Source organism: Actinokineospora sp. NBRC 105648, from assembly GCF_030269645.1.
In the GTDB taxonomy this organism is placed as follows: domain Bacteria; phylum Actinomycetota; class Actinomycetes; order Mycobacteriales; family Pseudonocardiaceae; genus Actinokineospora.
In genome coordinates this window covers 1-12240 of record NZ_BSTR01000043.1, presented here as the reverse complement: position 1 = coordinate 12240, position 12240 = coordinate 1, and the positions used below count along the sequence as shown (strand labels likewise).

The 12240-nt window shown below is 70.7% G+C and carries 13 protein-coding genes; 8 read left to right on the top strand and 5 right to left on the bottom strand.

Annotation, left to right across the window (positions count from 1 at the left end; translation table 11 throughout):
* Positions 1–59: 59 nt before the first annotated feature.
* From bioB to QSK30_RS28330, 3 genes are read left to right on the top strand one after another with little or no spacing between them, the layout of a single operon-like run.
* Complete coding sequence (bioB, locus tag QSK30_RS28340; protein WP_285507409.1) at positions 60–1094, top strand: biotin synthase BioB; 1035 nt, start codon at positions 60–62, stop codon at positions 1092–1094.
* 12 nt (positions 1095–1106) lie between these two features.
* Entirely contained in the window at positions 1107–1310 is a 204-nt protein-coding gene (gene bsaP / locus QSK30_RS28335; protein WP_285507408.1) for a biotin synthase auxiliary protein BsaP, read from the top strand.
* A gap of 56 nt (positions 1311–1366) precedes the next feature.
* The gene (locus QSK30_RS28330) at positions 1367–1969 is read left to right on the top strand and encodes a DUF2567 domain-containing protein (RefSeq protein ID WP_285507406.1); all 603 of its coding nucleotides are present in this window, start codon (positions 1367–1369) and stop codon (positions 1967–1969) included.
* Positions 1970–2395: 426 nt separating this feature from the next.
* On the opposite strand, the gene QSK30_RS28325 is transcribed toward QSK30_RS28330, so the two are convergent.
* Positions 2396–3076, bottom strand: a complete 681-nt coding sequence (locus tag QSK30_RS28325; protein ID WP_285507404.1) for an LON peptidase substrate-binding domain-containing protein — start codon at positions 3074–3076, stop codon at positions 2396–2398.
* A gap of 54 nt (positions 3077–3130) precedes the next feature.
* Positions 3131–3838 carry an NUDIX hydrolase gene (locus QSK30_RS28320; protein WP_285507402.1) on the bottom strand — a complete coding sequence of 236 codons (708 nt, stop codon included), beginning with the start codon at positions 3836–3838 and terminating at the stop codon, positions 3131–3133.
* Between the two features lie 60 nt (positions 3839–3898).
* On the opposite strand from QSK30_RS28320, the gene nadA reads away from it, so the two are divergent.
* From nadA to nadC, 3 genes are read left to right on the top strand one after another with little or no spacing between them, the layout of a single operon-like run.
* Positions 3899–4906: a quinolinate synthase NadA gene (gene nadA / locus QSK30_RS28315; protein WP_285507400.1), complete on the top strand. Its 1008-nt coding sequence runs from the start codon at positions 3899–3901 to the stop codon at positions 4904–4906.
* Positions 4903–6525 carry an L-aspartate oxidase gene (locus tag QSK30_RS28310; RefSeq protein ID WP_285507398.1) on the top strand — a complete coding sequence of 541 codons (1623 nt, stop codon included), beginning with the start codon at positions 4903–4905 and terminating at the stop codon, positions 6523–6525. Before nadA ends, QSK30_RS28310 begins: the two co-directional genes overlap by 4 nt.
* Positions 6522–7370: a carboxylating nicotinate-nucleotide diphosphorylase gene (nadC, locus tag QSK30_RS28305; protein WP_285507396.1), complete on the top strand. Its 849-nt coding sequence runs from the start codon at positions 6522–6524 to the stop codon at positions 7368–7370. Before QSK30_RS28310 ends, nadC begins: the two co-directional genes overlap by 4 nt.
* Before the next feature lie 672 nt (positions 7371–8042).
* Here the strand turns inward: nadC and QSK30_RS28300 are convergent.
* The gene (locus tag QSK30_RS28300; protein ID WP_285507395.1) at positions 8043–8630 is read right to left on the bottom strand and encodes a TetR/AcrR family transcriptional regulator; all 588 of its coding nucleotides are present in this window, start codon (positions 8628–8630) and stop codon (positions 8043–8045) included.
* Between the two features lie 74 nt (positions 8631–8704).
* Here QSK30_RS28300 and QSK30_RS28295 point away from each other — a divergent pair, with 74 nt between their 5' ends.
* Complete coding sequence (locus QSK30_RS28295) at positions 8705–10003, top strand: cytochrome P450 (RefSeq protein WP_285507393.1); 1299 nt, start codon at positions 8705–8707, stop codon at positions 10001–10003.
* On the opposite strand, the gene QSK30_RS28290 is transcribed toward QSK30_RS28295, so the two are convergent.
* The gene (locus QSK30_RS28290) at positions 9975–10460 is read right to left on the bottom strand and encodes a flavoprotein (protein WP_285507392.1); all 486 of its coding nucleotides are present in this window, start codon (positions 10458–10460) and stop codon (positions 9975–9977) included. The genes QSK30_RS28295 and QSK30_RS28290 overlap by 29 nt on opposite strands.
* Positions 10457–11602, bottom strand: a complete 1146-nt coding sequence (locus tag QSK30_RS28285; protein WP_285507390.1) for a helix-turn-helix transcriptional regulator — start codon at positions 11600–11602, stop codon at positions 10457–10459. The genes QSK30_RS28290 and QSK30_RS28285 overlap by 4 nt, the downstream gene beginning before the upstream one ends.
* Positions 11603–11800: 198 nt before the next feature.
* Between QSK30_RS28285 and QSK30_RS28280 the strand changes: the two genes are divergently transcribed.
* Positions 11801–12046 carry a hypothetical protein gene (locus QSK30_RS28280; protein ID WP_285507389.1) on the top strand — a complete coding sequence of 82 codons (246 nt, stop codon included), beginning with the start codon at positions 11801–11803 and terminating at the stop codon, positions 12044–12046.
* The last annotated feature ends 194 nt before the right edge of the window (positions 12047–12240 follow it).

The window sequence follows — 12240 nt, the reverse complement described above, 5'->3', positions numbered from 1 at the left end:
GGCAGACTGGCCCCCGAACACGACCGTTGCAGTTGTAGGCAGTTCACAGGAGGAACCCCGTGACGGCAGCCGCCGAGCGCACCGACGACCGCGCGACCACCGACGTGCTCGCCGCTGCCCGTGAGCAGGTGCTCGACCGGGGTGTCGGCCTCACCGAGGAGCAGGTGCTCACCGTGCTGCGCCTGGCCGACGACCGCCTCGACGACCTGCTGGCGCTCGCGCACGAGGTCCGGATGAAGTGGTGCGGGCCCGAGGTCGAGGTCGAGGGCATCGTCAGCCTCAAGACCGGCGGCTGCCCGGAGGACTGCCACTTCTGCTCGCAGTCCGGCCGCTTCCCCAGCCCGGTCCGCTCGGCCTGGCTGGACATCCCCGGTCTGGTCAAGGCCGCCCGGCAGACCGCCGACGCGGGCGCCACCGAGTTCTGCATCGTCGCCGCCGTGCGCGGTCCGGACGCCCGGCTGCTCTCCCAGGTGCGCGAGGGCATCAAGGCGATCCGCGACTCCGGCAACAACATCCAGATCGCCTGCTCGCTGGGCATGCTCACCCAGGCCCAGGTCGACGAGCTGGTCGGCATGGGCGTGCACCGCTACAACCACAACCTCGAGACCGCGCGCTCGCACTTCCCGCAGGTGGTCACCACGCACTCCTGGGAGGAGCGCTGGGACACCCTGCGGATGGTGCGCGAGGCGGGCATGGAGGTCTGCTCCGGCGGCATCCTCGGCATGGGCGAGACCGACGAGCAGCGCGCCGAGTTCGCCGTGCAGCTGGCCGAGCTGGACCCGCACGAGGTCCCGATGAACTTCCTCATCCCGCAGCCGGGCACCCCCTACGAGCAGTACGAGCCGATCGCGGGCCGCGACGCGCTGCGCCTGGTGGCGGCGTTCCGGCTGGCCATGCCGCGCACGATGCTCCGCTTCGCGGGCGGCCGCGAGCTCACCCTGGGCGACCTGGGCGCCGAGAAGGGCATGCTGGGCGGGGTCAACGCGATCATCGTCGGCAACTACCTGACCAACCTCGGCCGTCCGGCCCAGCAGGACCTGGACATGCTCGCCGACCTGAAGATGCCGATCAAGGCGCTCAGCGACACGCTGTAGGGGAGGCGCAAGGTGTTCTGCGTGCACTGCGGTCTACCAGAGGCCGAGGGAGACCACCCGTCCTGCCGGGGCGCGCGAGCGGCCCTGGAGCCGCCGCGCTTCTGCCCCGAGTGCGCCCGGCGGATGGTGGTCCAGGTGATCCCGAGCGGGTGGTCCGCGCGCTGCAGCAGGCACGGCGAGACCACCAGCGCGGGCGTCCCGGCGCTGACGGACTAGTCTCGCGGGCGGGGCCGGCGCCGGTCCCGCCCAGCGCGTCAGCGGGAGGTCAGAACGTGACGGACGACCCGACCCGGTCCCCCCAGGCCGACGGTTCGGTACGCACGGTGACCCCACCCCCGGAGTACACCTACTGGAGCCCCCGCCCGGCCCGCGTGATCATCAAGCGCGACCTGCTGCCCGCCGTGAGCATGCTGTCCACGGTCGCCCTGTTCGGCCTCGCGGTCGGCTGGCTGTGGTCCAGGCTCGCGCCCGGCGTGCTGGTCCAGGTCCTCGAGGACGGCAAACCCGCCGCCCTGCGGACCGAGAGCTACCACCGCTTCGACGCCCTGGCCCTGTTCCTCCTGCTCACCCTCGCCGCGGGCGTCCTCACCGGCGCGGCGGCCTGGCTGCTGCGCGAACGCCGGGGCCCGGTCTTCCTGATAGCCACCGTCGGCGGCTCCGCCACCGCGGCCTGGATGGCCAACATCGTCGGCCTCGCCTGGGCACAGGGCAGGTTCCCCCTCCCAGCCTCCCCGGCGGTGGGCGACGTGCTGACCCTGGCCCCCAGGCTGGAGTCACCCTGGTTCGTCCTGGCCTGGCCCCTGGGCGCCACCCTCGCCTACGGCATAGCCGCGGCCTGGAACGGCCGAGACGACCTGGGCCGCAGACTCGGCTAGGACTTTTGGCCGACGTGGTTGCGCGAGTCCCTCACGGAGCCGCACCAGCCAGCCGACAGCATCCACCGGCCGCTCTGCACCAGACCCGCCCACCGCCGAAGCCGCACCGATCTGCCTGTCTGCTCGATTGGGTGGACTGTCTTTGTGTGGGGGAGGGCGACCGCCTAAGCTGCCCGGCGCGTGGGTGGATCCCTTCCCCACCCGCCCTCCCACCGGCGGTCGCCCAGGGGCCCCGCACAAAGACAGTCCACCCAATCGAGCACCACCACCAAAGCAAGCCCCGACGGCACACCGTCACAGCAAGCCCCGACGGCACACGCCCAAAGCAAGCCCGGTGGCACACGCCCACAGCAGATCCCGACGGCACACGCTCGACCAAGCACACGCAGGTAAGCCCAAAGCGAGTCCAGCCAAGCCCCGAAGCGATCAGTTCAGGCAGATCGGCGCGCTGAACTCCGACGGCGGCGCCGGTACCGCCCGCAGTGCCGAGATGATCCCCGCCTCCCGGTTCAGCAGCTTGCCCACCAGGCGCAGCCGGTGCAGCGGCCGCGTCTCCTCCAGCAGTCGCTGCCGGTCGTCCAGGCTCAGCAGACAATCCGCCGCCAGCGCGTGCGCCAGCTGCACGGTCTCGATGTCCGCGGCGGGCTCGCTCCAGTCCTCCCGCTGCCACGCCGCCGTGCAGTAGCGCCGGTGCGCGGACCGGGCCGACTCGGCCAGCAGCGACACCGAGTCGGCCGCCAGCGTCGGCTGCTCGGTGTCCGGGACCCACTCCACGGTGCCCATCAGGTACGGCGCCGAGGTGGCGTCGAGCTCCAGCAGCCGGAACCGGCGCTCGCCGGTGGTGACGATGTCGAAGCGGCCGTCGGGCAGGCGCTTGGCCTGGCGCAGTTCGGCCGAGCAACCGACCGCGCGCAGCTGCCCGATGTCGGTGACCTCGTGGTCGACCGAGGGGCGCAGCGCGATGACGCCGAAGCGCCGGTCGGGCAGGGCGCCGGTGACCAGGTCGACGGTCAGCTGGCGGTAGCGGGGTTCGAAGATGTGCAACGGCAGGTTCGCTCCGGGAAGCAGCACCGCCCGCAGCGGGAACAACGGAAGCGAATCAGGCACGCGACAACGCTACGACGAAGCGACTCGGCCCGCTGCCCGATTGCGGCGTCCGGCCTACTGCCCCTTGGGCGCGGCGGGTGGCTTGAGCACCGCGAACGGGTCCGTCACGGCCATCGTGCTGTCCGCGAAACGGAATTGGGCGGCGGGCCGCCCGCCCGCCCGGCCGGGCTTCGTGGTCTCGCCGGTGTGCTCCAGCAGGCCGCGCCGGGAGAGGACCCGTTGCAGGTTGGTGGCCGAGACCTTGTAGCCGAGAGCGGCGGAGTAGACCGAGCGCAGCGCCGAGACGGTGAACTCCGGTGGGGCCAGCGCGAAGCCGATGTTGGTGTAGGACAGCTTGGCGCGCAGCCGGTTGCGGGCGCGCAGCACGATGGCGCCGTGGTCGAACGCGGTCTCCGGCAGCGCGGACACCGGGTGCCAGGCGGTGTCGCCGGGCAGCTCGGGGTCCATGTGCGAGGGGACCAGGCTCAGGAACGCGGTGGCCACGACCCGCGGCCCGGGCACCCGGTCGGGCGCGCTGAAGACGGCCAGCTGCTCGACGTGTGAGACCTGCCGCACATCGACCTTCTCGGCCAGCTGGCGGCGGATCGAGGTCTCCACGTCCTCGTCCGCGCCGAGCCTGCCGCCCGGGAGTGACCACCGGTGCGCGTGCGGTTCCAGAGCGCGCTCCCACAGCAGCACCTGCAGTGATCCCTGCCTCACCTGCAGTACCGCGGCCAGCACTTCGTGGACGAGTGGGCTGGGGTCGGTGGTAGCATCGGTCATGTTTTCGATCCTAAGGCGAAAACCTCGGGATCGGAAATCGGACAACACGAGGAGGACCCGATGACCGCGGAGCTGATCGACCTGACCCCCTACGGCGGGGTCGAGGCGAACGCCGAGTGGCGGGACGAAGTGCGCGCGCTGGCGAAGAAGCGGGACGCTGTCCTGCTGGCGCACAACTACCAGCTCCCGGAGATCCAGGACATCGCCGACTTCACCGGCGACTCGCTCGCGCTGAGCCGGATCGCCGCGCAGAGCCCGGCGTCCACCATCGTCTTCTGCGGCGTGCACTTCATGGCCGAGACCGCGAAGATCCTCAGCCCGGAGAAGACGGTCCTCATCCCGGACGAGCGCGCGGGCTGCTCGCTGGCCGACTCGATCACCGGCGCCCAGCTGCGCGCCTGGAAGGCCGAGCACCCGGGCGCGGTGGTGGTGTCGTACGTGAACACCACGGCCGAGGTGAAGGCCGAGACCGACATCTGCTGCACCTCGTCCAACGCCGTCGACGTGGTCGCCTCGATCCCGGCCGACCGCGAGGTGCTGTTCCTGCCCGACCAGTTCCTCGGCGCGCACGTCAAGCGCGAGACCGGCCGGGAGAACATGCACATCTGGGCGGGGGAGTGCCACGTGCACGCGGGCATCAACGGCCCCGAGCTGGCCGAGCGCGCGGCGGCCAACCCCGACGCGGACCTGTTCATCCACCCGGAGTGCGGCTGCGCCACCTCGGCGCTCTACCTCGCCGGTGAGGGCATCGTCGCCAGCGACCGGGTCAAGATCCTCTCGACCGGCGACATGGTCACCCAGGCGCGCGCCACCAAGGCGAAGTCGGTCCTGGTGGCCACCGAGATCGGCATGCTGCACCAGCTGCGCAAGGCCGCCCCCGGCATCGAGTTCAACGCGGTGAACGACCGGGCCTCCTGCCGGTACATGAAGATGATCACCCCGGCGGCGCTGCTGCGCTCGCTGCGCGAGGGCCGCGACGAGGTGCACGTCGACGCCGAGACGGCCCGCCGGGCCCGCGGCGCGGTCCAGCGCATGATCGAGATCGGCAAGCCGGGCGGCGGCGAGTGAGCCCGCGCTGGGAGGCCAGGGCCGACCTGCTGGTCGTCGGCACCGGGGTCGCCGGCCTGACGGCGGCACTGCGCGCCCACGCGCTCGGCCTGCGCGTCCTGGTCGTCACCAAGGCCGCCGCCGAGGACGGCAACACCCGCTGGGCGCAGGGCGGGGTGGCCGTGGTGCTGCCCGACGAGCACGACGAGGGCGACACCGTCGAGCGGCACGTGGCCGACACGCTGGTCGCCGGCGCCGGCCTGTGCGACGAGGCCGCCGTGCGGGCGATCATCGCCGACGGCCCGGCGGCGGTCACCCGGCTGCGCGACCTGGGCGCGGTGTTCGACGCCGGGGCCGACGGGCACTTGGCCCGCACCCGGGAGGGCGGGCACAGCGCGTTCCGCGTGGTCCACTCGGGCGGCGACGCCACCGGGGCCGAGGTCGAACGGGCGCTGCTGGCGGCGACCCGCGACGGCCGCGTTCCGGTGCTGGAGAACCACATCGCCGTGCAGGCGCTGCGCACGGCGTCCGGGGCTGTCGCCGGGCTGCTGGTGCTCGACGCCTCCGGCGTGCCCGGTGTGCTGACCGCACCCGCCGTGCTGCTGGCCAGCGGCGGGCTGGGGCACCTGTACCAGGCGACCTCGAACCCCGAGGTCGCGACCGGCGACGGCCTCGCGCTGGCGCTGCGGGCAGGCGCGCCGGTGGCCGACATCGAGTTCGTCCAGTTCCACCCGACCGTGCTCTACACCGGTCAGGGCGCGCGCGGCCGGTGCCCGCTGGTCACCGAGGCCGTTCGCGGCGAGGGCGCGGTCCTGGTGGACGCCACTGGCGCACGCGTCATGGAAGGCGTGCACCCACTGGCCGATCTAGCCCCGCGCGACGTGGTCGCCGCCGCGATCACCCGGCACATGGCGCTGGAACGCGGCGGGATCGATGACCATGTCTTCCTCGACGCCACACACCTGTCCGGCGCGACCTTCCGGACCAGGTTCCCCACCGTGCACGCGGCCTGCGTCGCGGCAGGCGTCGACCCGGCCGTCGACCCGATCCCGGTGGCCCCCGCCGCCCACTTCGCCTGCGGTGGCGTGGTGTCCGATGTAGACGGACGAACTCCGGTCGCGGGCCTCTACGCGGCAGGCGAGGTCGCCAGCACCGGCCTGCACGGCGCGAACCGACTGGCCTCCAACAGCTTGCTGGAGGGCTTGGTCGTCGGCACCCGAGCCGCCGAGGCGGTCGCGGCCGACCTGGCCTGCGGGCTGCTCGCCGACCCGAGGCTCGCGGTGGTCCTCGACCTGCCGACCGCCCCGGTCGCCGACCGCGACTCACTGCAACGCGTCATGAGCCGCTACGCCGCCATCGGCCGCGAGGCCGAGGGCCTGGCGGTGGTCGGCTCGGTGCTCGACGTGTCCGCCGTGGACAGAGGGCTCAGCACCCGGGCACTGGTCGAGGACGCCGCCCTGACCCTGGTCGGCCGCGCCTTGATCGCCTCAGCCGCCGCCCGCACTGAGTCGCGCGGTTGCCACGTGCGCACCGACTTCCCGACCCGGGACGACGCTTGGCGCCGCAGCCTGCTGGTCCGGCTCAACCCCTCCGGCCAGCCGGTACTCGGCAGCCCGGACGCCCTACGAGGTGCCGCATGACCATCGACCAACAAGATCTGTCCCGCGTGATCGCCACGGCACTGGCCGAAGACCTGCGCTACGGCCCAGACGCGACAACGGAGGCAACGGTCCCGGCCGACGCGACCGCCGTGGCCGAACTGACGCCGCGCAAGGCGGGGGTACTGGCCGGCCTGCCAGTGGCCTTGGCCGTTTTCGCCGAAGTCGTCCCGGACCTGACCGTTGTGTCCACTGTGGAGGACGGATCGACAGCGGTCCCCGGCGTACCCGCGTTGGTGGTGCGCGGCAACACCCGCGCCCTGCTGACCGCCGAGCGAACGGCACTGAACTTCCTCTGCCACCTCTCCGGCGTCGCCACGGCGACAGCGGCGTGGGTGTCGGCCATCGTCGGAACCGGCGCCGCAGTCAGGGATTCCCGCAAGACCTTGCCCGGCCTGCGCCTACTGGAGAAGTACGCGGTCCGCTGCGGCGGAGGTGTGAACCACCGGATGGGCCTGGGCGACGCAATCCTGATCAAGGACAACCATGTGATCGCCGCAGGCTCGGTCGCCAAGGCCCTGGCGGCAGCGCGGGCGCACGCGCCTGAACTGCCGTGCGAGGTGGAAGTGGACAGTCTCGATCAGCTGGACGAGGCACTGGCTGAACGAGCGGAACTGGTGCTGCTGGACAACTTCACGGTCGACGGATGTGTGGAGGCGGTCCGACGGGCGGCGGGCACGGGAACACGACTGGAGGCCTCCGGCGGTTTGACGTTGGACGTGGCCAGGGCATACGCGGAGACCGGGGTCGACTACCTGGCGGTAGGCGGCCTAACCCACTCCTCACCGGCCCTGGACCTAGGAATGGACCTCCAAAGCCAGGGCTAGAGCCAGGCCCTCAATCTTTGTCCCTTGCTTCTCAATTCCTAAATGCCGAGCTCGCTGGTATGTAAGACCCGTTACGTTTGTGCTCGATTGGGTGGACTGCCTTCGTGTGGGGGGAGAGCACCGCTAAACTTGCCGTGTGGTGGGGATGCCCTTCACCCGCCCTTTTTTCACCACCGCGGTGCTCTAGGGGCCCCACGCGAAGGCAGTCCAGCCAATCGAGCCCCGCTCTTACTTGGGCAGCTCGTGGGGTGTGCCGCACACCGACCTACGGTCGACCGTCTTCGGCGGCTCATCGCTTGGGCTGCCCGATTTACAAGCAGGGCTCGATCTAGTGAACTCGCTTCGTGCGGGGCCCCTAGAGCACCGCGGTGGAGAGAAAAGGGCAGGGTAAGGGCATCCCCACCCACGGCAAGTTTAGCGGCACTCTCCCCCCACGCGAAGCGAGTCCACTAGATCGAGCATCCGTAACGGGACTTGCGTACCAGCGTGGTCGGCCTATCCGCTGCGGTTTGGTGGGTGGGGCGGGACAGGATTCGACCGGGGGTGGTGGAGCGGATTCTGCTTTGGTTGTGTGGGGTGGGTAGGGCGGAGACTCTGGTGGCGCTGGCGGTGGGATTGGGGTTGGGGTTGGGTGGATTGTGTTGTGGATATCGGGTTGATCGAGGGTTCGGTTCAGTTGTTGTCTTGTGACAATTTGACCAGGTCTGATAGTCCGTGCAGTAAGTCGTCTGGTTTTGGGGCGCGTGTCGGGTCCAATAGCCATTGCATGGCCAGGCCGTCGCACACTGCCAACACGAAACCTGCCACCGCCATGCAGCGGGGATCTTCCGCCGAAATCCCCGATCCGTAGGACCTCGCGACCATCTCTGCGATGCGGGTGCGGGTTCGGTGCTGTACCGCTGCCAGTTGTTCGCGCAGTGCCGGGTCGCGGTCTGCCTGGGCCAGTGCTTCCACGAAGCTGAGCAGGAGGGCTCGCTTGTCCTCCAGGTTGCGCAGCACGGTGGCCCAGGTCAGGTGTGCGCGGCCGATCGGGGTGGCGTTCGGGTCGGCCATGGCCACTTCGGCTAGTTGGGTGGTCCATTCCTCGAAGACGACGCCGAGGGCCTCGTTCAGCAGGCCTGCCTTGGAACCGAAGTGGTAGCCGATGGAGGCCAGGTTGGTGCCCGAGGTGGCGACGAGGTCGCGCGCGGTGATGTGCGCGTAGCCCTTGTCCTCCAGCAGTCTGCGTGCCGCGACGATGAGTTGTTCCCGATGTCCCACCCGTGGATCGTAGTTGCCCGTCGATCTATACGGATGTATAAATCGGTGCTGGTCGTCGTCTTGGGGAGGTACCGGTGTCCGATGTGGTCGAGTCGCTGCCTGCTGGGCCACGGTGGCCCAGGGCTGTGCAGACCGTCCTGTTCCTGCGCGCTCGGCACCGGTTCGGGCCGCGGTGGCGGGCTCGGTACGGGGACACCTTCACCGTTCAACTCGCGGCTGGGCGGACGGTTGTCGCGGTCACCAGGCCGGAGGACATCCGGGAGGTGTTCGCCGGGCGGCCGTCGGTGTTCCGGGCGGGGGAGGGCAACGGGATCCTGGCGCCGGTCATGGGGGAGCACTCGGTGCTGATCCTCGATGAGGACGAACACCTGCGTGCCCGCAAGCGGTTGATGCCCGCCTTCAACGGTGCCGCGCTGCGCGGGTACGCCGGGATGATGACCGAGCTGGCCGAGGAGGCTGCCGCCAAGTGGCCCATCGGCAGGCCGATCGCCGTCCACCAGCCGATGAACGCGGTGACCCTCGAGATCATCCTGCGCGTCGTGTTCGGCCTGTCCGAGGGGGAGCGGCTGGCCCGGCTCCGGCCGTTGATCACCAAGGTCACCTCGATCGGCCCGGTCTCGGTGCTGGGCTGGACGAACCCGAGGCTGGCGCGCTACTGGCCGTGGAGCCGGGACGTGGCCAACCTGCGCGCCGCCGACGAACTGCTCTACGCCGAGATCCGCGACCGGCGGGGACAACCGGGCCTGGCCGAGCGCGGGGACGTGCTGTCCCGGCTGCTCGCCGCAGACCCGGACGCGCCCGAGGCCGAGCTGCGCGACCACATGATGACCCTGCTCCTGGCCGGCCACGAGACCACCGCGACCGCGCTGGCCTGGTCGTTCCACGAACTCGCCCGCCACCCCGACGTCCAGCGCCGCGCCCAGGCCGCCGCCGACACCGGCGACGAGGACTACCTGCAGGCCGTGGCCAAGGAAGCCATGCGGCTGCGGCCGGTGATCTACAGCGTCGCCCGCCGACTGACCGAGCCGACCCTGGTGCGCGGGCACCTGTTACCCAAGGGCACGGTGGTCACGCCCAGCATCGGGCTCGTGCAGCAGGACCCCGACCACCACCCGGACCCGGCAGTCTTCCGCCCGGAGCGCTTCATCGGCGGCCAACCCGAAGCAGGCACCTGGATCCCCTTCGGCGGCGGCGTCCGCCGGTGCCTGGGAGCGGGCTTCTCCCTCCAGGAAGCCGCCGCCGTCCTCCGCGCGGTGCTGACCCGCTACGACCTGGAGCCGGTCGGGGCACCGGAACCGGCGAAGTCCCGCAACATCACCCTGGTGCCCGCCAAGGGAGCCCGGGTCATCGCCCGCCCACGCTCCACCGGTTGACCGCGTCGACCGGGTTGTCGTGTTCGTTCGGCAGCAGCGTCACACCCCAAGACTCCAGCTTGGCCAGACTGGCCCCGAAGGCCGGGTGCGCGGCGAGGGTCGGCTTCACCCAGGGGCCGACCAGCACGGGCAGCCGAAGTCCGATGGCCTCGTTGAGGACACCCAGGGCGTGGTTGTCGGAGATGCCCGCGGCCCACTTGTTGACGGTGTTGAAGGTCGCGGGGGCCACCAGGACGAGGTCGGCGGGCGGGAGTTTCCGCGGATCGTCCGGTCCGCGAGGCGCGCTGCGCACGGGGAAACCGGTCTGCTCCGCCAAGGCGTCCACGTCGACCCACTCGGCGGCAGTGGGCGTGAGGATGACGCAGATCGTCCACTCCGGCAGGGCCGCCACGAGTTCGCGGGTGGTCCGCACCGGGGGAGCGGCGCAGGCGACGATGTACAGCACCCCTCGCGTCATCCGACACCCGCACGCTCGGCGAGCGCACGCAGTCCCGGCGTGCGACTGCGCTGCTCACGGGTCAGGAGCGCACCCACGATCCCGAGCGCACGGGCGTTGCGCGAAACCGCCTGCGTTGCGAGGCGTTCCGCTTCGAGCAGGTGCAAGACGGCCAACCCGTCGTCGTTGTCGACCAGTGCCGTCTGACTGAGGTCGAGGTGGACCTGCGACCGCCGCCCCACCAGCGCGCTCGGCAGCCCGCCGATGTCCACCGCGTCGCCCAGCGCTCGTGCCCGAGTGGTGTCGCTCAGGTCCACGGCCACGGACAACTCGTGGATCGCCACATTCGTCGGCCCGAAGCCGGTCCAGAGCCAGTTGCCGTCCCGACCGAGGCCCGCGGCCAGGGCGCGCGCCGCACGAAGTGACTGCTGTGCACCGGTGTCCGATTCCGTGCGGGCGGCCAAGACCGCGGCCAGCAGCAGGAGGGACCCGTGGACCGCGGTGGTCCGGTGGTTATCCGAGTGCCTTGCGATCTCCTCGATGGCCTCGTCGACTACCCGTTGAGCGTCTGCGGTGTTCCCGCGGCACAGCAACGCACAGGCCACCTGATAGCGCGCTGCGCCGAGCAGACACGCGCGTTCGGTGTCCTCGGCCGCTGCCAGCGCGCGGTCGGCGCAAACCCACGCCAGGCCGGCGTCCCCGACCTTGGTGGCCAGTTTGGCGGCTGCGAGGTAGCCGGCGCAGCGGATGTCCGATGGCCCCACCAACCGGGGGACCAGGGTGGACAGCAGGCGGGCGGCACTGTCGTAGTCGGCCCGTTGGTAGCTGTCATGGGCGGCGCAGACCTCGCTGGACCGCGCGCCGACCTGGCTTGGATCGGCTCCGCTGAGCACGGCCCGACGAAGGTCGTCGAGAGCGGGCCCGCTCGAATGATCTGCCGGTGTTGCTGGATTTCGCGCGGGCGCGAGCAGATCATCGAGGTCTGCGGGGGCGAGGCTGAGTAGCGCGGCAAGCCGAGGGCGAGCCCACGGCTGTGGTGAGGTGTCGCTTGACTCCCAGCGGGCGACGGTCGTCCGGTCGACTCCCAGCCGCTCGGCCAGGGCTTCCTGGCTCAGACCGATCGACCGCCGGAGTGCTGCCAACCGCGCGCGCTTGCCGACCACGCTTTGCCGTCCTCGCAATCGCCTCGAACGTCCAGTGCGCCAACGGTAACTCGCTGCGTCGGTGAACGCCCTGGTCGCGGCGCTCGATGCGGCAACAGTGCAACGGAAGTGCCCTGGTTTCGCCGCTGCGCTCAGCGGTTGAGTCGACGTGGGCGCCGGCAGCGTGCCGAACGCCCGACGTGAGTTGAGAGGACACCCGTGAGCACCAGTATCAGCGTCAGCAGTTGGTTCACGATCGAATCACCCGGCGAGGTCCACTACACAGTCGACGAGGACCGGGTCTTCCTGCACTTCGGTGATGCCACGGAGCACTTGTCGGCCGAGCCGCGGCCCGGTGTGGAACTGGCGTTGACTGATGTCGGCCTCGACAACTTGATCGAGGTGGCGGCGAATGCGCGGGCGCTCATGCGTGAGTTGCGGGCGGACGAGGTCCCGGCTGGCTGATCCGGCCGACAGGCCTCCGTCCGAGAGGGCGGAGGCCTGTCGGCGGCGTCGAGATGACCGCGCCCGTCTAGGGCCTGTATCGAAGTTGCTGTGACTGCCTGACCTGGATTTTGGCGTTGTCGGGTGTGTCGGTGATCAAGAATGGGCGAGGTCTCCGGTAAAGGGTTCGTCGACCAAGAAGAACCTGAACACCG